Below are 18,971 nucleotides of genomic sequence, written 5' to 3'. Positions count from 1 at the left end.
TGATCATAAAATGTGATCAAGCTTTTTTTCAGAATATCCCTTTGTCTTCATATAGAAAAAACCAACAGCCACAAACGCAGCCGGATACAAGAGCGCCCAGCCGCTAAATAAGTAGATTACTGTACAAAGAAGAAGCGCCCCCAAAGCCATCCACCAGCCTGAATCCTTCCAGTTCAGCAGTTTCAGCGCTGCCGCCATAGTGCATATGTAAGATGCAATAAATGCCGAGCTTGGTCCTTTCAGCAGCGTTGTCAGATCAATTTGAAATATGCCGTTCGCCATAAGAACGAAACCAAACACGATAGCCAGCGCTGTTAATACACGGACAGGTGTATGTTTTGTATGACTGAGTTTCCCGAAGTACCCCGGAATATGACCTTCTCTCGCCAACGCATAGACCATTCTTGAAAACCCTGCGATGTTGGCATGAATGGTGGCGAATGTAATAAAAAGAGCTAAACAAGTCGTTACATATACCCCAATATCCCCCGCTCCTTTTGATATGAGCATCGTCAGAGATGCGATTTCTCCCTTTTCTCCATATGCATGGGTGCCCACAGTGACAAACGACAGCATAATATACAGCACCGCCACACAAGCTGCCGCTAAGAATAAACTGATTGGTACATCCTTTTCGGGATGTGTAAACTCTTCAGCTAATGGAGTAATCATTTCCCAGCCTACAAAAGAAAAAAAGATGATGACAGAAACAGAACCCGCGGCAAACCAGCCATGCGGCAGAAAAGGCTTAAATTCAGCTGCTTTTACGTGAGGCAGTGAAACAGCAACAGAAATGACGAGCAGCAACAAAATGACACAGATGACGAGTATGCTGATGTTTGCTGATAATTGAATGCCCCTGATATGAAGCAAAATAGAGATCGCCAGCATACTTGCTGCAATGAAAGCAATCTGCCAATCCGAAGCCTTTGTGACGTAGCTGACATAATGTGCGCCAGTCAAAGCGATCACTGGCACACCGATCGGAACCGATCCCAGCATAATCCAGCCCAAAATGGCCCCGGCTTTTGGCCGAAAAGCTAGCTGTACATAAGCCGTGATTCCTCCTGCGCTTGGTGCCATTCTGACAAGGCGCGCCAGTGTGCCGACGAGCAGAAAAGATAAGAAAGACATAAATCCCCAAACCAATAAAGAAGCGGGACCAGCGGTGTCAGCCGTGACAGACGGAAGAATTAAAATCCCGCAGCCCAATACGGCCCCGATCGTTAATGCCGCTCCTTGAACCCAAGTAATCGAACGCTGCAATTCCGGCAAAATGATGCCTCCTCCCATGTTGATGGCTTAATTATAGAAAAAAGATGACGACACTTATATGCTACAATTAAGCTAAATCACCAACATCACCTAATCATAAAAGGTATTTTTATCAATTCACCTAAATTTGTAAAGGAGCCATACGAATGGATGATACAGACCTTCAAATTCTTTCGCATTTACAGCAAAATGCGAGATTAACGATGGTTGAATTAGGAAAGCTTGTCGGACTCAGCTCTCCGAGTGCGGCGGAACGTGTCAGAAAGCTCGAGGAAAAAGGAGTCATTACCGGGTACAGCGCTGATATCTGTTTTGAAAAGCTAAACAAACATGTTACGGCTTTTATCCTGATGGAGCCGAAAAGCTGCAAGCACTACGCCGCCTTTGCCGAAGCCCACCCCGATGTGGCAGAGAACCACCGGATTACAGGTATGTACAGCTATGTGACAAAAGTGGTGACGGAATCTGTGCATACCCTAGAAGATTTTATAGACGCTTCAATGGCCCATGGAAAACCGACCACGCTTGTTGTGCTTTCTTCTTCCGCTTTCCGGCACGCTTTGGTATAACAAAAACCCGCAGCACAATCTGCGGGTTTTTCATCTCTTTATTTTTGAGCAGCCTTCAGAGCGCGCGCCCCGATATCTTTTCTGAAAAACAGTCCAGGCTTGATGATCTCATCAACGGCCTTGTACACTCGGTTTCGTGCCGCTTCAAACGTTTCGTCAAAGGCGGTCACATTGGCGACGCGTCCGCCGTTTGTGACGAACTCTTCACCTTCTGCTTTCGTTCCGGCATGGAAGACGACAACTTGATCAGCATGTGCTGTCAGGCTGCCAATCGGCGTGCCTTTTGCATAGCTTTCAGGATAGCCTTCTGAAGCAAGCACGACACTGACTGCCGCCGTATCCTTCCATCTCAAGTCAACGTCCTTATCATCTAAAAGATCAAGAAGCACCTGTACAAGATCAGATTCCATGCGCGGAAGCACGACCTGTGTTTCCGGGTCGCCGAAGCGGGCATTAAATTCAATGACCTTCGATCCATTCGCAGTGAGCATCAGTCCCGCGTACAAGACGCCTGTGAAAGAACGCCCTTCTTGAACCATTGCTTTTGCGGCTGGCTTGACGATCGTTTCTACAGCATGACTTACGGTATCTTCCGAAATTTGCGGAACAGGAGAGTAAGCGCCCATACCTCCTGTATTCGGCCCTTTGTCTCCATCAAACGCGCGTTTATGATCCTGGGCAATGACCATCGGATATACCTTTTCTCCTTTGACAAATGCCATGAGGGAAAACTCTTCGCCAGAAAGAAATTCTTCAATCACGACAGATGCGCTCGCATCACCGAATTTTTCATCTTCAAGAAAATCGTGCAGACACGCGATGGCTTCTTCTTCCGTCATCGCAACGGTTACGCCTTTTCCAGCCGCAAGTCCGTCCGCTTTAATGACAATCGGAGCGCCTTTTTCCTGCACATAAGCCTTCGCTTCTTCAAAGGATGTAAACGTGTCGTATTCTGCGGTCGGTATGTCGTATTTCTTCATTAAATCCTTTGCAAACTGTTTGCTTCCTTCGATGATCGCAGCGGCTTTTGACGGACCGAACACACGAAGACCGGCTTGTTCGAACTCGTCAACAAGGCCCTCAATTAAAGGAACCTCAGGTCCGACAATGGTCAGCCCAACCTGATTCTCTTTAGCAAATGAGACAAGCCCGGCGTGGTCGCTTTCCTCAATGTTTACAAGCTGTGCAGAAGCTGCCATGCCGTCATTTCCCGGAGCGGCAAATACCTTATAAACGAGGCTGCTTTGCGCCACCTTCCATGCCAGCGTATGTTCTCTTCCGCCTTTACCGATAATTAATACATTCACGCGTTTTCATCCCCTTAATGTTTGAAGTGTCTGATGCCGGTGAATACCATGGCAATGCCGTATTCATCCGCTTTTTTGATGGAATCCTCGTCGCGAACTGATCCACCCGGCTGAATGATAGCCGTAACGCCCGCCTTTGCGGCTTCTTCAACAGTATCCGGCATTGGGAAAAATGCATCAGATCCGAGCGCACTGCCTTTCGCTTTTTCTCCTGCTTGCTCGATTGCGATTTTCGCTGATCCGACGCGGTTCATTTGTCCGGCTCCCACGCCGACTGTCATGTTGTCCTTCGCGAGAACGATCGCATTGGATTTCACATGTTTCACGACTTTCCAAGCAAGCTTCAAATCTTCCCACTCTTGCTCGTTCGGCTCTCTTTTTGTCGGAATGCTGATCTCAGCATCATTAAAGCCGTGCATATCTAAATCTTGAATCAGCAATCCGCCTTGTACAGATGTCAGCTGTTTTTCTTTTTGGACGGCAGCTGTCACATCAAGTGTCAGCAGACGAAGATTTTTCTTCGCTGTCAGGATATCAAGCGCTTCTTGGCTGAATGAAGGCGCAATGATGATCTCTAAGAAAATGTTATGAAGCGCTTCGGCTGTTGCCTTGTCCACTTCACGGTTCAACGCGATAATGCCGCCGAAAATCGATGTTTTATCTGCTTCGAACGCTCTGTCAAACGCTTCTGCGATCGTTTCGCCAGTTCCCACGCCGCATGGATTCATATGCTTCACAGCAACCGCAGCAGGCTCCGTGAATTCACGAACAATCTGAACAGCAGCGTCCGCATCTTTAATGTTATTGTAAGAAAGCTCTTTGCCGTGCAGCTGTTCTGCTTGTGCAATAGAACCTTTGACAGGAAGCGCGCTTTGATAGAATGTTGCTTCCTGATGCGGGTTTTCTCCGTAGCGAAGCGATTGTTTTTTCTCAAATGTAACGGTGAATTGTTCTGGTTCTTTTTCACCGACAACATGTGTCAGATAGTCAGCGATCAGCGCGTCATATGCCGCAGTGTGACGGAATACTTTTGCCGCCAGCTCGCGTTTTTTCTGAAGCGAAACATCGCCTTCTTCTTTGATTTGATTCAGAACAGGGCTGTAATCCGCTGGATCAACGATAACCGTCACATCCTGATGGTTTTTCGATGCCGCTCGCAGCATGCCAGGTCCGCCGATATCAATGTTTTCAATAGCTTCTTCGTACGTCACATTCTCTTTAGAAATCGTTTCTTTAAATGGATAGAGGTTGACGACAACCAGGTCAATTGGCGCAATGCCGTGTTCATTGATCTGCGCCATATGCTCTTCGTTGCCGCGAACTGCAAGAAGACCGCCGTGAATATTCGGATGAAGCGTTTTTAAGCGCCCGTCCATAATTTCCGGAAAACCTGTCACTTCAGAAATTCCGATAACTTCAACACCGTTTTCTTGAAGAAGCTTTTTTGTGCCGCCGGTTGAAATAACCTCAACGCCAAGCTCTGTCAGTTCTTTTACGAAAGGAACAAGATTTGTTTTATCTGAAACACTGATTAGTGCGCGTTTAATGGTCATGCCTTTTCACCTCTGTTATTTAATCCTAATAGCTGTTTAATCACACTTGGATACCATTTATGCTCAAGCTTGTGAATCCGCTGTTCGATTGTTTCCAATGTATCATGTTGATTAATGTCAATTGCCTTTTGAGCGATGATCGGACCTGTATCCATTCCTTCATCGACGTAATGAACGGTAATCCCGGCCACCTTCACACCCGCCCGGTATGCCTGTCCGACTGCGTCTATTCCAGGAAAAGCGGGAAGAAGGGACGGATGGATGTTGATGATTTTTCCTCCGTATGCCTGGAGCAGCGTATCACCGATCAGTCTCATATAGCCGGCGAGAACGATCAATTCTACTTCATGAAGATGAAGCTGTTCAATAATGGCCCGTTCAAATGCGGCCTTGTTTTCATAAGACTTCGGCTCAAAAGCAAAGGATGGAATCTGGAATCTTTCCGCCCGCTCGATGACTTTCGCCTGCGGTTTGTCGCAAACGAGGAGTGATACGGACGCATCCCAGTTCTCCTCTTTCAAGCGTGTGACGATGGCTTCGAAGTTTGAGCCATTTCCGGATGCAAATACCGCAAACTTTTTCATGAAAGTGCAGCACCGCCGAATGTAACGCCTTCACCTTGTTTCACTCGCCCGATTAAATAGGCTTTTTCGCCATGGCTTTCAAGCGTTCCGATAACTTTTGTGAGATGTTCTTCTTTTACCGCGAGAACAAATCCGATGCCCATATTAAAGACGTTAAACATGTCTTCTTCTTTCAGCTTGCCATGCTCCTGCAAGAAAGAGAAGATCGGCGGGATCGGCCAAGAGCCGTGATCGATTTCCGCACTTAAGCCTTCAGGAAGCATACGCGGAAGATTTTCAATAAATCCGCCGCCTGTTACGTGCGCCATACCATCAATGAGTCCGCTTTTCACAGCCGCAAGCACAGGCTTCACGTAAATTCTTGTCGGCTCAAGCAATTCTTCGCCGAGCGGGCGTTCAAACGGCTCATACGTTTCGTCGAGATCAAGCTCTGCATCGTCCAGAAGCACCTTTCTCACAAGGGAAAATCCGTTGCTGTGAAGACCGCTGGAGCTTAGTCCGATTAAAAGGTGGCCTTCCTCGATGTTTTCCCCGGTCACGATTTCATCCTTTTCCGCCACACCAACTGAGAAACCTGCGATATCGTATTCATCAACTGTATATAATCCAGGCATTTCAGCGGTTTCTCCGCCGACCAAGGCTGAACCTGACTGCTCACAGCCATCCGCAACGCCTTGTACGATCTGCTCGATTTTCACGGGGTCTGCTTTGCCGACCGCTAAATAGTCGAGGAAAAAGAGCGGCTCCGCACCTTGCGCAAGCACGTCATTGACACACATTGCGACAGCGTCTACACCAATCGTGTCATGTTTATCCATGGAAAAAGCCAGCTTTAATTTTGTGCCAACACCGTCTGTTCCCGAAATTAAAACGGGTTTCTGATAAGAAAGCTCCGACAGATCAAACATGCCGCCAAAGCCGCCAAGGCTGCCCATAACGCCAAGCCTTTTCGTACGCTCCACATGTTTTTTCATCCGTTTTACAGCTTCATATCCGGCTTCGATGTCAACTCCTGCGTTTTTATATGCTTCAGACATCCTATTCACTCCTTTAAGGCGCTTTTCAAAATATCTCTCCGATCAAGGGCAGAAAGAGAAAGGCAGCCGAACTGCGCTGCCTTTATGTCATTTTCAAGTATTATTTGGTTAACACCGCTTCTTTTACATGAGGAAGCACAGTGTCCTGATAAATTTCAGTCGGATATTTCCCTGTAAAGCAAGCAAGACATTGCCCGCAATTAGCGTCTTCGTATTTTCTGCCGATTCCTTTCAGCAGCCCTTCGACACTCAAAAATGAGAGAGTGTCAGCTCCGATTTCCTGACGGATTTCTTCAATCGAGTGAGAAGACGCGATCAGTTCTTCATGTGTAGACGTATCAATACCATAGAAGCACGGATGAGCGATCGGCGGCGAACTGATTTTCACATGCACTTCTGTCGCACCCGCTTCTCTGAGCATCGTTACGATCCGGCGGCTTGTCGTTCCGCGCACGATAGAGTCATCCACCATGACGACGCGTTTTCCTTCTACAACACCGCGCACCGCAGAAAGCTTCATTCTGACGCCCTGCTCACGCAGAGCCTGTGACGGCTGAATAAATGTTCTGCCCACATAACGGTTTTTGATTAACCCAAGCTCGTACGGGATGCCTGTTGCTTCCGCGTAGCCGATAGCCGCTGAAATACTGGAATCCGGAACGCCTGTCACGACATCAGCTTCAACCGCTGATTCCTGAGCAAGCATTTTTCCAAGGTTTTTACGCGCGCTGTGCACGTTAATGCCCTCAATATTGCTGTCAGGCCGTGAGAAATAAATGTATTCCATGCTGCAGATGGAACGATTGATATTCATGGAGAAGCGCTCTGATTTCATGCCATCATCATTGATAATCAGCATTTCGCCCGGCTCCACCTCGCGAAGATACGTCGCGCCGACGACATCAAATGCACATGTTTCTGAAGCGACGACATAAGCGTCTCCCATCATGCCGATTGACAGCGGTCTAAGTCCGTTCGGGTCAAGCGCAACAATCATTTCTGTTTCAGTCATGATCAGGAACGCGTAGGCGCCTTTCAGCATGGAAAGCGAGTTTTTAATTTGATCCTTCAGCGTGAAGTGGCCGCTTCTTTTGATCAGGTGAGCCAAAACCTCAGTGTCTGAAGACGTCTGGAAGATGCTTCCTTGATTTTCAAGCTGCTGCTTCAGCTGAGTGGCATTCACCAAGTTCCCGTTATGGGCAAGCGCCAGGCTGCCGTTGTTTTGGGAGCGGAAGAGGAGCGGCTGAACATTTTCATATCCGCCGCCGCCGGCTGTTGCATATCGAACGTGCCCAATTGCGCCTTTCCCCTTCACTTTGCTGAGCTCACCGTTTTGAAATACTTCAGTGATCAGCCCTTGGCCTTTATGCGCCGTCAGCTGTTCACCGTCAGTTGCCACAATGCCCGCGCCCTCCTGTCCTCTGTGCTGGAGGCTGTGGAGGCCGTAATACGTAATTTGCGGGGCTTCTTCATGTCCCCAAATCCCAAAAACGCCGCATTCTTCATTTAAGCCTTTGATTTCAGCAAGCATGGGATAGCTCCTTTCCACGCGCGTTCAAGCTCTTTCGTCTGCGCGTGAATCAATTGTTGTCCGTCTTGATTTTGAATGCTCAGAAGTCCGTCAGCTGTTACCTCACCGATATGAACCGCATCTTGTACAGCTGCTTCAAACGCTGCTTGATGTTCTTTTTTCACAGAAACAACGAAGCGGGATTGAGATTCAGAGAATAATAATGCTGCTTCCCCTTCAACAGCCACGCTAGCGCCAAGGTTTTCCGTCGTCATGACACTTTCCGCAATTGCTACGCCTAAGCCGCCTTCAGATACATCGTGCGCTGATTGAACAAAGCCTTGTTTAATCGCATCAAGCAGTGCCTTTTGGCGTGCCTGCTCTACATCAAGATCAATTTGCGGCGCTTTGCCGTAAATGCGGCCTTCTGTCATTTTTTGCAGCTCGCTTCCGGCAAACTCAGGTTTTGTTTCGCCGATGACGTACACAAGGTCGCCCGCTTGTTTGAAATGCTGCGTTGTAATGTGGTCTGTATCTTCAATTAAACCGACCATGCCGATTACAGGTGTCGGGTAGATCGCCGTGCCGTTTGATTCGTTATAAAGCGATACGTTTCCGCCGATTACAGGTGTGCTGAGAACGTTACACGCCTCACTGATGCCGTCAGCCGCTTTTTCAATCTGCCAGAAAATTTCCGGTTTTTCCGGGTTTCCGAAGTTCAGGTTATCTGTAACCGCAAGCGGTTCTGCACCGGAGCAAACGATGTTGCGCGCCGCTTCAGCGACAGCGATTTTTCCTCCGACCTCTGGATCAAGGTAGAGATAACGGGCGTTACAGTCAGTTGTCATCGCCAGCGCCTTTTTCGTTCCGCGGATTCTGAGAACACCCGCATCAGACCCAGGAGCCACAACTGTATTCGTCCGCACCATGTAGTCATACTGGTCGTAAACCCACTCTTTGCTTGCGATCGTCGGCTGCTGCAGGAGCGCCTTCAGTGTTTTATTCGCATCGTTAATTTGAGGAGCCGGGATATCTGTCTCTAAAAATTCACGGTAGTAGGCAGGCTCTTGAGAAGGCTTGTGGTAAACCGGCGCTTCTTCTGCCAAGGCATCAACAGGGAGCTCACATACAACCTCACCTTTATGTGTCAGGCGCAGCATTTTATCATCTGTTACACGTCCGACAGAAACTGCTTCAAGATCATACTTGTCAAAAATATCGATGATTTCCTGTTCACGTCCGCGCTCAATAACAAGCAGCATCCGTTCCTGTGATTCAGAAAGCATCATTTCATAAGCGGTCATGCCTGTTTCACGCTGAGGGATCAAGTCAAGGTTCATTTCAATGCCAGAACCCGCTTTACTTGCCATTTCCGCGCTTGAGCTGGTCAGGCCGGCAGCTCCCATGTCCTGAATGCCGACTAAGGCGTCACATTGAATGACTTCCAGACACGCTTCAAGCAAAAGCTTCTCCATAAATGGATCGCCGACTTGAACCGCGGAGCGCTTTTCTTCAGAAGCATCAGACATTTCTTCAGACGCAAACGTAGCGCCGTGAATTCCGTCTCGCCCTGTTTTTGCGCCGACATACATGACCGTGTTGCCGACACCCTTTGCCTGGCCTTTTTTGATGTCTTCATGATTGATCAATCCCACGCACATTGCGTTGACAAGCGGATTTCCTTCATAGCTGCTGTCAAATTGCACTTCGCCGCCGACTGTCGGAATTCCGATGCAGTTCCCATATCCGGCGATACCTGCTACTACTTCTTCAAACAAGTACTTCACGCGCGGTGAAGTCAGTTCACCAAATCGAAGAGAGTTTAATACAGCGATCGGACGCGCACCCATTGAAAAGACATCACGGATTATGCCGCCTACGCCAGTCGCAGCGCCTTGGTACGGTTCGATGGCTGATGGATGGTTATGCGATTCAATTTTGAACACAACCGCTTGGTTATCACCGATATCAACGATTCCGGCGCCTTCCCCCGGACCTTGCAGCACGCGTTCGCCGCTCGTCGGGAATTTACGCAAAATCGGCTTTGAGTTCTTGTAGCTGCAATGCTCTGACCACATGACAGAAAAAATTCCGATTTCTGTGTAGTTCGGCAATCTTCCAAGAATGGATTCAATCAATGCAAACTCATCATCACTGACACCCATTTGCTGATATATTTTCTCTTCTTTTATTTGTTCTTTACTTGGTTCAAGCAGTAGTGACATGAGTTTCCCTCCAATTTTTCACGATAGACTGAAACAATTTAAGACCGTCGGCGCTTCCAAGCAGTTCATCGACCGCGCGCTCTGGATGAGGCATCATGCCTAACACATTTCCTTTTTCATTTACAACACCGGCAATATCGCTGACACTTCCGTTAATATCGGAACCGTATGTGAAAGCAATTTGGTTGTTTTCTTTTAATGAAGCAAGCGTTTCGTCATCGCAGTAGAAATTCCCTTCACCGTGGGCAACCGGAATTGTAATCGATTGGCCTTTTTCATAGGAAGAGGTGAATAAAGTTTCATCGTTCTGCACGATTAATTCAACCGGACGGCAAATGAACTTCAAATCTTTGTTACGTCTCATTGCACCTGGCAAAAGGCCAAGCTCCTGTAAAATCTGAAATCCGTTGCAGACGCCGAGGACAGGTTTTCCTTCAGCCGCTGCCTGTTTTACAGCAGGCATAATATTCGCAAATCGGGCGATGGCGCCGCATCTCAAGTAATCTCCGTAAGAAAAACCTCCCGGAATTAACACGCCGTCGAAGCCGTCAAGGCTTGTTTCCTCGTGCCAGACGTATTCCACATCATGGCCGAGTTCATCCTTTACAGCGTGATACATATCGATATCACAGTTAGAGCCGGGTAACACTATCACCGCAAATTTCACTGTGCGACTACCTCCTCAACCTCATATCTGTAATCTTCAATCACTGTATTCGCAAGAAGTTTTTCGCACATTTCTTTCACTAGCACGTCAAGATCACGGTCCGACTTTTCAATTGTTAGCTCCATGTATTTCCCGATGCGCACGTCGGCGACTTCCTTGTAAGACATACTGTGCAAGGCATGCTGGACAGCGCTCCCTTGTGGATCCAGTACACTTTCTTTTAAGCTGACATAAACTTTTACTTTATACATGATGAATGCCTCCCAGTCTTTTGAAAATCTCTTCGTATGCGTCGGTTAAGCTTCCCAGATTGCGTCTGAATAAATCTTTGTCCAGCTTTTCGTTCGTGTCTTTATCCCACAGACGGCATGTATCAGGTGAAATTTCATCCGCCAAAAGCACTTGCCCGTCTGCATCTAAACCGAATTCAAGCTTGAAATCTATTAATCTGACATGACAATCGTCAAAAATGCTTTGAAGCTCCTCATTTACTGTTTTTGTAATGGACTTAATGGCTTCTACCTGCTCAGGAGTCGCCGCTTTCAAAAGCCAAATATGATCTTCTGTGATGAGCGGATCACCCAGCGCGTCATCCTTGTAGTAAAACTCGATAATCGGCTGTTCAAGCTCCGTACCTTCTGGAATGCCGAGACGTTTGGACATGCTCCCTGCCACAACATTTCTGACGACGACTTCAAGCGGCACAATCGTTACCTTTTTAATGAGCTGCTCTGTTTCCGACATCCGCTCGATAAAGTGGTTATTAACTCCTTTTTTATGGAGGTGTTTGAAAATCAGGCTTGAAATCTCATTGTTTAAGCGCCCTTTGCCGCTAATTTCCGCCTTTTTTTCTCCGTTAAAGGCAGTGGCAGAATCTTTATACACCACATACAGCGTGTTTTCGTCATCGGTTTTGTAGATCTTTTTTGCTTTTCCTTCATATAAAAGTTCATTCTTCACAATATTCACGGAAGGCCTCCTAACCCGAATGTTGGGAATTTTCAAACTGCAGCGGCTTAGAAGAAGCCGCTAAAAGCTTCTTCTAAGCTAAACCTAAACGTTCAAAGATCAGATCCACATTTTTCAGATGGTAATGATAATCAAAGCAGTCAGCAATTTTTTCCGGAGAAAGACGGGACGTGATTTTCTCTTCCGCTTCCACAAGCTCACGGAACGGTACTTGCTTCTCCCATGCCTCCATTGCTTTCGGCTGCACTGTGTCATAAGCTTCTTCACGAGTCAGGCCTGTGTCAATCAATGCCAGCAGCACGCGCTGAGAGTAGATCAGCCCCAATGTGCGGTCCATGTTGCGCTTCATGTTTTCCGGGAAGACCGTTAAGTTCTTCACGATATTGGAGAAACGGTTCAGCATGTAATTCAGCGCGGTTGTCGCATCCGGAAGAATAATCCGTTCCGCTGAAGAATGAGAAATATCGCGCTCATGCCATAACGGAACATTTTCATAAGCTGTCATCATGTAGCCGCGAATGACACGCGCTATACCTGTCATGTTTTCAGAACCGATCGGATTCCGTTTATGCGGCATAGCTGATGACCCTTTTTGCCCTTTCGCAAAAAATTCCTCGACCTCGCGTGTTTCACTTTTTTGCAGTCCGCGAATTTCAACCGCGAATTTCTCAATGCTTGTCGCAATCAAAGCAAGTGTCGCCATATAATCAGCATGGCGGTCACGCTGAAGCGTTTGTGTTGAAATCGGTGCGGCTTTCAGGCCGAGTTTCTCACAAACATATTGCTCAACAAACGGATCAATGTTCGCATATGTGCCGACAGCACCGGAAATCTTCCCAACCTCAATGCCTTCCTTCGCTTGTTTAAAGCGTTCAAGGTTGCGTTTCATTTCTTCGTGCCAAAGCGCAAGTTTTAAACCAAATGTTGTAGGCTCTGCGTGTACGCCGTGTGTACGGCCCATCATGACTGTGTATTTATGTTCTTTCGCTTTTTCTTTTATGATGTCAACAAATCTCTCAAGATCCTTGAGCAGAATGTCATTTGCCTGTTTTAATAAGTAAGAAAGAGCAGTATCTACGACGTCAGTTGACGTTAAGCCGTAATGCACCCATTTTCTTTCTTCGCCCAGTGATTCGGATACAGCGCGCGTAAAAGCAACTACGTCATGGCGCGTGTCCTGTTCGATTTCTAATATGCGGTTGATGTCAAATGACGCGTTTTCGCGCATCAGCTTTACGTCTTCTTTTGGGATCACGCCAAGCTCCGCCCACGCTTCACAGGCAAGAATTTCAACCTCTAACCATGCTTGAAATCTGTTTTCATCCGTCCAAATCGCGGACATTTCAGGTCTTGAATAACGTTCGATCATTCTGCTTGTCCTCCGTCTCTATTTCTCCATTTATTTGTGATCTCCTGAATCCATTCGTCTTCAGGCTGCTTCATAAAAGTAATATGCCCCATTTTGCGGCCTTTTTTGATTTCATGTTTTCCGTATACATAAAGCTTTGCTTCTTTTAAAAGCTCCGGCTCTTCCTCTGGGATCTTGACTTCATCGCCGAGAAGATTCACCATCATGCCAGGCTTCAGCAGCTCCGTTTTTCCAAGCGGAAGGCCGCAAACCGCTCTGATATGCTGTTCAAACTGGCTCGTCTCGCAAAGATCCAGCGTGTAATGTCCTGAATTGTGCGGTCTAGGCGCCAGTTCATTAACCAAAAGCTCATCGCCCTCTGTCAGGAACATTTCAACAGCAAGCGGTCCGACAAGATTCAGCTCATCTGCGAGCTTAACGGCCAGCTCAGCAGCCTTTGCCTGAATCCTTTCTTCAACCCGTGCAGGCACGATGCTTTGGAACAGAATATTATTGTGGTGAATGTTCTCCGCTGCCGGGAACGTCGAAATTTCTCCGTTTACCGATCTGACAACGATGACCGACAGTTCCATTTTAAAAGAAACCCAGCTTTCGAGAATGCAAGTCCCTTGCTCTAAAAGAGCTGAAGCCTCTTCTATTTGTGACGCTTCCTTGATGACAAATTGGCCTTTGCCGTCATATCCGCCGCGGCATGTTTTCAGCACTGCGGGAAGCCCCAGCGACTGAACCGCCTCTTTCAGCTCATCCTTTGTTTTGACGATGCTGTAAGGGGCAACTTCACAGCCCGCGGATTGAATCGCTTTTTTCTCTGTTTCACGGTTTTGGGTAATGAGCAGCAGCTCACTTCCTTGCGGGAGATACGCATGATCTTTCAGCCAATGCAGCGCATCATAATCGATGTTTTCAAACTCATACGTGATAATATCGCTGATCTCAGCCAATTTCCGAATCGCTTCGCGGTCATTGTAAGACGCGGTGATTTCAATATCCGCGACCTGCCCGCACGGCGAGTCTTTCACCGGATCAACGACCGCGACTTTATACCCCATTTGCTTTGCGGAGACAGCCATCATTTTCCCAAGCTGTCCGCCGCCGATCATGCCGATGACGGCTCCTGGATAGATGATTTGATTAGACAAGCTGATCACTGCTTTCTAACACTGTTTGTTTTGTATTTTCTCTTCTTTCATCTAACGTTCTGGCTAGATCCTCGTCAAAAGCTGACAAAATTTGCGCCGCTAACAGACCTGCGTTCACAGCGCCCGCTTTTCCGATGGCTGTTGTGGCAACCGGTACGCCTCCAGGCATTTGCACGATGGAAAGAAGTGAATCGAGTCCGTTCAGCGCCTTAGACTGAACCGGAACGCCGATAACCGGCAGCGTCGTTTTAGCAGCTGTCATCCCCGGCAAGTGCGCCGCACCACCGGCACCAGCGATAATGACCTTGATGCCTCTTTCTCTGGCTGTTTCAGCGTACTCAAACATGAAATCAGGCGTCCGGTGAGCGGAAACCACCTTCTTTTCGTACGGCACTTCAAGTTCTTCAAGTATGTCGCATGCGTTTTTCATTGTCTCCCAATCGGAAGTGCTTCCCATGATGATTCCTACTAGCGGCTGCATTCTGTTCCCACCTTCTAATGCTTTAGTTTTCAGAAAATAAAAAATACCCGGCTTTGTATTGCATTATGAGGAAGCAATACAAACCGGGCATGGTGCATGTATCGGCAGTCGTTCGCTTCTGCGATATATCCATGTCAGTTTTATCGATCACTTTCCTGCATAGTCCGGCAATTTACGGTTGCCGGGTAGAAACTTATGGGCCATATTCCCAAGATTATATGAGGTCGTGTTTTGATTTCATGTTTATCTTAACAACGGACATGAATAATGTCAACGACATTATCGAACGATATAAAAATTCATTCTGCTAATGTTCGTGTTTTAGATCAATTTCCCTTCAAATACGATTTTTTTTCCGCACGGAACGATCTGAATTGACCCATCTTCCATCTTTTCCTTGAAGATCGGCTCTTCCATTCGACGTACAGGCATATACCCTTCTTCTTTCATTTGCTGAAGCACTGCTTCGATCGTTTGCTGTTCTATCACTTCAAACTTTTTCTTCTTCGGTTTTGCCATTATTCTTTAATTCTCCTCTTCTTCACCGCTTTGACCCAGAAGCCGCCGTGGATCGTTTTTGGTTCATACGCAATAATAAAAGCTTTTGAATCAAGCGTTTTAATCGTCTCGTACAGCTGCAGCTCATATCTTCTCGGCGTCAAAATCTGCAGAGCCGTGCGGTCGCCTTCAAGTCCGCCTGCCACCCAGTTCGTCACGCCATAGCCTTTTTCACGAAGCTGCTTCGGAAGATCGAGGTCAAGCTCTTTTGTAATCACATTGACCATAATATAGCCAAGCGCCAGTTTTTCTTCGATTTTCATGCCGACAATCACGCCCAGACCATAGCCGAGTGCGTACGCAATCACGTTTTGAATCTGGTCTAAGTTATCGAGCACGAGGCTCAGCCCGGTCACATAAACCAAAATTTCAATCGTGCTGATTCCGGCCGCTAAATACCGCTGGCCTTTCAGTGTTAAAATCATTCTTATCGTAAAAAATGATACATAAACAACATTGATAATCAGAATAATGAGAACCATTGCTAATCCGTTTGATAATAAGGTTTGCATCATTTTATAAAACCCCCTTACTCATTCAACTTACGTAAAGCATTCATATTCTACTAGAGAAATGAACCCTTTACAATCAGCTATGGCCGTTATCGCAGACAAAATTTTTCGACACACTCTCTTCCTCACTCAGCAATAGTTTACCCTCTTTCTATCCTTTTCAAAATCCAAACAAAAAAGCCTGCTTTTCAGCAGACTCACATTTCTTTATTTATTGTCACATCTCTTTTTTCATTTTCCGAAGGGACTCATATTCTTTCTCAAGTTCACTCAGCGTATAATCAGCGAGCTGTTCCCCTCTTCCGCGATAAAATTCTGAGAGCATTAATTTGGTTTTTAAAAATTCCTTCTTTTGATAAATCGCCTGACGAAGTAAATGGGCCATGTCCATCATCCTCCACAGCATTTTCCTCATCATACACGGATTAATCCTACAATTCAACTGTGTTTTTTAGATATATTTGTAAAATCTGTGACATCAAAAAACCGGCCTTTTCAGCCGGTTTTTTTACATTAAAGCGGGATAAGCGACGCCGTAAAATATTCAGAAATAAACGGCCATGTCACTGCCGCAAACAGCAGCGCAACGGCTAAAACAGCAAACACACAATAGATGTAGTCAATCGGTGCCTCACTTGCCGTCTGATACAGACGCTGTACATACAGCGCCATCATAAAGAAAAGCGAAAACAGGATTAAGACTGTGAAAAGGACAGTCAGCATCGGTACATTCACAATCGCAAATATCATCCAAATGATTGAAACGGCGATCACCGGTACAAGCAATGAGCCAAAACCAGCAGCAGCTTCCTTGAATGATACCTTTTGCTTCATCATATACCGAGACACGGCCCATATTGAGAAGACCATAACAGCAAAAAAGACGAGCATATACACAAGAACGACAAAAAATCCGTCATAAAACGCGTGATGGCGTTCTCCAAAACCGAGCGGCCTGTTCCAGCTCGCCTTTAACTGAAACCAGTTCCCGATTGAAAAAACGATACTGAATATGAGCATTGAAATAAGACCATATTTATAATGAGAGAAACCATCTGCCACAACCGTTTTCGCCGGAGATTTCAATATTGAAAAAGCAAATCCGCAATATCTGTTAATGGCTGCCCAAACAGAGGCTAGCTTTTCTTTCGCAGACGATTCTACGCGTTCCTTATGTTGTTTCTGCTTTTGTTTCTGCTTCTGCTTGCTTTGGCGGCTGGCTTTTCTGGACATCCGCGAAAGCGGCTCTTCATCTATTCCTTCATTCTGGTTAACTTCTTCTTCAAACGTTTCTTTTCTTTCTTCCGTCATGTTAGCAACTCCTATCAAAAATATACGGCGGAATACCATTCAGCAAGAAAATAAAACACTTATATAAGGTACCGAAGCCTTCCTGAACAGTCAAGTCATTTCCATTTCAGTAAACAAGGGCGGCACATCTACATGACGGTATATGATATGAAATGGTTTTGCCTTTCGCAACAAAATAAAAAACCAGCCGCAAAAACTGCAGCTGGTTTTCAATCATTATTTCAAGAAAATAAAGTAAAGAATAAATACAACAAACAGTCCGTACATGATCGGATGAACCTCTTTGGCTTTACCTTTGCACACCATTGTAATCGGGTAGAAAATAAATCCGATCGCAATTCCAGTCGCAATGCTGTACGTTAGCGGCATCATGATCATTGTAAGGAAAGCGGGAACCGCCACTTCAAACTTATCCCAAGCGATTTTGCCAAGCGGCGCTACCATTAATGCACCCACTATGATCAGTGCCGGAGCTGTTACATTTGACGTAACGACTGATAGAAGCGGTGAGAAAAACATAGCGAGCAAAAAGAGAATCCCAGTTACAATTGCCGCAAAACCGGAACGGGCCCCCGCAGCAACACCCGAGCTTGATTCCACATAAGACGTTGTTGTAGACGTCCCAAGCACGGAGCCGATAACGATTGAAGTTGAGTCAGCTAAAAGTGCACGGCCTGCACGCGGCAATTTGTTTTCCTTCATTAAACCAGCCTGTGTTGCCACAGCAACCAGTGTACCAGCCGTATCAAAAAATCCGACAAACAAGAATGTTAAAATGACGATCAGCATTTGCACAGAGAAAATATCCGGCAAGTGAATCCAAGCTTGTCCAAACGTCGATTCAAGGCTTGGCACACTTCCGACGATTTGAGACGGAACCGGAACCAAACCGAAAATCATACCGGCAATCGCCGTTAACAGCATCCCGATAAACACGCCTGCGTTCACGCGAAGCACCATTAAAATAACTGTTACAATGACACCGAAAATCGTTAACAGCACAGGACCGCTGTGAATGTTTCCGATTGTGACAAGGGTTGAAGGATTCGATGCAATGATCCCTGAGCCCTGTAAGCCGACAAATGTAATAAATAGGCCAATCCCCGCTCCGACTGCCAATTTCAGCTCAGGCGGAATAGCGTTTATGATTTTTTCACGAAAACCTGTTAAAGAAAGAGCAACAAAGATCAGTCCTGAAATGAAAACACCAGACAAAGCGGCCTGCCAGGAAATCCCCATACCGAGAACAACAGAAAACGCAAAAAACGCGTTCAGCCCCATACCGGGCGCAATGGCAATCGGATATCTCGCAATTAAGCCCATTAAAATACAGCCTGCTGCTGACGCCAAAGCTGTCGCCGTAAAGACCGCACCTTGATCTATTCTCAATGCTTCCGGAAAATCTTTTACACTTTCCAAAGCTAGCGTAATCGGATTGACGAACAGGATATACGCCATGGATAAAAAGGTCGTTAATCCGCCGATGATTTCGTTGCGATAGCTGGTGCCCAGCTCATCAAACTGAAAAAACTTTTTCAAGCTATTTGACTCCCTTCACTCTTTGCTATTTATCCTGCCCTGAAATCGCCAAATAAAAAACGCCCCAATATATTTTGGGACGCTTGACTACAGACGGATTCCAGTTTGAATAAATAAACGTGTTTTATTTATATCAAACGAAAGAAATGTTTACGTAGTCAAGCCATTTACGGTAGCTTGGTAGAAACTTGCGAGCCATATCCCCGCGATTATACGAATTCATCTTATTTGATTTCTGTGTCTATTGTACCAAGTTCGATTTGAAAAAACAATATAAAAAAACGAACAATAGTCGGTTAAAAATTGATTTTGTTCGTAATAAACAAAAAAAACCATCTTCTCGGCATAATTGCCAAAGAAAATGGT

General features: G+C 46.3%; 19 protein-coding genes and 2 riboswitches. Of the genes, 1 reads left to right on the top strand and 18 read right to left on the bottom strand.

What is annotated here, in order from left to right; genetic code table 11:
- Positions 1 to 3: 3 nt before the first annotated feature.
- Positions 4 to 1,278, bottom strand: a complete 1,275-nt coding sequence (locus tag HC660_RS03605) for an APC family permease (protein WP_168749395.1) — start codon at positions 1,276 to 1,278, stop codon at positions 4 to 6.
- A 143-nt stretch (positions 1,279 to 1,421) separates the two neighbouring features.
- Here HC660_RS03605 and HC660_RS03600 point away from each other — a divergent pair, with 143 nt between their 5' ends.
- Positions 1,422 to 1,844 carry an Lrp/AsnC family transcriptional regulator gene (locus HC660_RS03600; protein WP_168747102.1) on the top strand — a complete coding sequence of 141 codons (423 nt, stop codon included), beginning with the start codon at positions 1,422 to 1,424 and terminating at the stop codon, positions 1,842 to 1,844.
- Between the two features lie 38 nt (positions 1,845 to 1,882).
- On the opposite strand, the gene purD is transcribed toward HC660_RS03600, so the two are convergent.
- The 17 genes from purD to pbuG all read right to left on the bottom strand — a co-directional run bounded on the left by purD (position 1,883) and on the right by pbuG (position 18,605).
- Complete coding sequence (gene purD / locus HC660_RS03595; protein ID WP_168747101.1) at positions 1,883 to 3,151, bottom strand: phosphoribosylamine--glycine ligase; 1,269 nt, start codon at positions 3,149 to 3,151, stop codon at positions 1,883 to 1,885.
- A 14-nt stretch (positions 3,152 to 3,165) separates the two neighbouring features.
- Positions 3,166 to 4,704 (bottom strand): bifunctional phosphoribosylaminoimidazolecarboxamide formyltransferase/IMP cyclohydrolase, encoded by a 1,539-nt coding sequence (gene purH / locus HC660_RS03590; protein WP_168747100.1) that lies wholly within the window; start codon positions 4,702 to 4,704, stop codon positions 3,166 to 3,168.
- The gene (gene purN / locus HC660_RS03585) at positions 4,701 to 5,288 is read right to left on the bottom strand and encodes a phosphoribosylglycinamide formyltransferase (RefSeq protein ID WP_010333252.1); all 588 of its coding nucleotides are present in this window, start codon (positions 5,286 to 5,288) and stop codon (positions 4,701 to 4,703) included. The genes purH and purN overlap by 4 nt, the downstream gene beginning before the upstream one ends.
- Entirely contained in the window at positions 5,285 to 6,325 is a 1,041-nt protein-coding gene (gene purM / locus HC660_RS03580) for a phosphoribosylformylglycinamidine cyclo-ligase (protein WP_168747099.1), read from the bottom strand. Before purM ends, purN begins: the two co-directional genes overlap by 4 nt.
- A gap of 100 nt (positions 6,326 to 6,425) precedes the next feature.
- Complete coding sequence (gene purF, locus HC660_RS03575; protein ID WP_168747098.1) at positions 6,426 to 7,856, bottom strand: amidophosphoribosyltransferase; 1,431 nt, start codon at positions 7,854 to 7,856, stop codon at positions 6,426 to 6,428.
- Positions 7,832 to 10,060 carry a phosphoribosylformylglycinamidine synthase subunit PurL gene (purL, locus tag HC660_RS03570; protein ID WP_168747097.1) on the bottom strand — a complete coding sequence of 743 codons (2,229 nt, stop codon included), beginning with the start codon at positions 10,058 to 10,060 and terminating at the stop codon, positions 7,832 to 7,834. The genes purF and purL overlap by 25 nt, the downstream gene beginning before the upstream one ends.
- On the bottom strand, positions 10,044 to 10,727 hold the full coding sequence (purQ, locus tag HC660_RS03565) for a phosphoribosylformylglycinamidine synthase subunit PurQ (RefSeq protein WP_168747096.1): 684 nt from the start codon (positions 10,725 to 10,727) through the stop codon (positions 10,044 to 10,046). Before purQ ends, purL begins: the two co-directional genes overlap by 17 nt.
- On the bottom strand, positions 10,724 to 10,978 hold the full coding sequence (gene purS, locus HC660_RS03560) for a phosphoribosylformylglycinamidine synthase subunit PurS (RefSeq protein ID WP_010333246.1): 255 nt from the start codon (positions 10,976 to 10,978) through the stop codon (positions 10,724 to 10,726). Before purS ends, purQ begins: the two co-directional genes overlap by 4 nt.
- Complete coding sequence (gene purC / locus HC660_RS03555; RefSeq protein ID WP_026014673.1) at positions 10,971 to 11,696, bottom strand: phosphoribosylaminoimidazolesuccinocarboxamide synthase; 726 nt, start codon at positions 11,694 to 11,696, stop codon at positions 10,971 to 10,973. Before purC ends, purS begins: the two co-directional genes overlap by 8 nt.
- A gap of 73 nt (positions 11,697 to 11,769) precedes the next feature.
- Positions 11,770 to 13,065: an adenylosuccinate lyase gene (purB, locus tag HC660_RS03550; protein WP_010333244.1), complete on the bottom strand. Its 1,296-nt coding sequence runs from the start codon at positions 13,063 to 13,065 to the stop codon at positions 11,770 to 11,772.
- Entirely contained in the window at positions 13,062 to 14,204 is a 1,143-nt protein-coding gene (purK, locus tag HC660_RS03545) for a 5-(carboxyamino)imidazole ribonucleotide synthase (RefSeq protein WP_168747095.1), read from the bottom strand. The genes purB and purK overlap by 4 nt, the downstream gene beginning before the upstream one ends.
- Positions 14,197 to 14,685, bottom strand: a complete 489-nt coding sequence (gene purE / locus HC660_RS03540; RefSeq protein WP_010333242.1) for a 5-(carboxyamino)imidazole ribonucleotide mutase — start codon at positions 14,683 to 14,685, stop codon at positions 14,197 to 14,199. The genes purK and purE overlap by 8 nt, the downstream gene beginning before the upstream one ends.
- A 140-nt stretch (positions 14,686 to 14,825) precedes the next feature.
- A riboswitch (purine riboswitch) is annotated at positions 14,826 to 14,927 on the bottom strand.
- Between the two features lie 79 nt (positions 14,928 to 15,006).
- Entirely contained in the window at positions 15,007 to 15,204 is a 198-nt protein-coding gene (locus HC660_RS03535; RefSeq protein ID WP_168747094.1) for an NETI motif-containing protein, read from the bottom strand.
- The gene (locus HC660_RS03530; protein WP_010333240.1) at positions 15,204 to 15,758 is read right to left on the bottom strand and encodes a DUF2179 domain-containing protein; all 555 of its coding nucleotides are present in this window, start codon (positions 15,756 to 15,758) and stop codon (positions 15,204 to 15,206) included. The genes HC660_RS03535 and HC660_RS03530 overlap by 1 nt, the downstream gene beginning before the upstream one ends.
- 214 nt (positions 15,759 to 15,972) lie before the next feature.
- Positions 15,973 to 16,140: a Fur-regulated basic protein FbpA gene (locus HC660_RS03525; protein ID WP_010333239.1), complete on the bottom strand. Its 168-nt coding sequence runs from the start codon at positions 16,138 to 16,140 to the stop codon at positions 15,973 to 15,975.
- A 128-nt stretch (positions 16,141 to 16,268) separates the two neighbouring features.
- Positions 16,269 to 17,066 (bottom strand): DUF6574 domain-containing protein, encoded by a 798-nt coding sequence (locus tag HC660_RS03520; protein WP_168747093.1) that lies wholly within the window; start codon positions 17,064 to 17,066, stop codon positions 16,269 to 16,271.
- Between the two features lie 216 nt (positions 17,067 to 17,282).
- Positions 17,283 to 18,605, bottom strand: a complete 1,323-nt coding sequence (pbuG, locus tag HC660_RS03515) for a hypoxanthine/guanine permease PbuG (RefSeq protein WP_010333237.1) — start codon at positions 18,603 to 18,605, stop codon at positions 17,283 to 17,285.
- A 135-nt stretch (positions 18,606 to 18,740) separates the two neighbouring features.
- A riboswitch (purine riboswitch) is annotated at positions 18,741 to 18,842 on the bottom strand.
- Positions 18,843 to 18,971 lie beyond the last annotated feature (129 nt).

Origin of the sequence: Bacillus mojavensis (assembly GCF_012648005.1) — a bacterium.
GTDB classification, from domain to species: Bacteria; Bacillota; Bacilli; order Bacillales; family Bacillaceae; genus Bacillus; species Bacillus mojavensis.
Note: the sequence above shows the minus strand (reverse complement) of the source record. Positions and strands in the feature narration are given on the sequence as shown.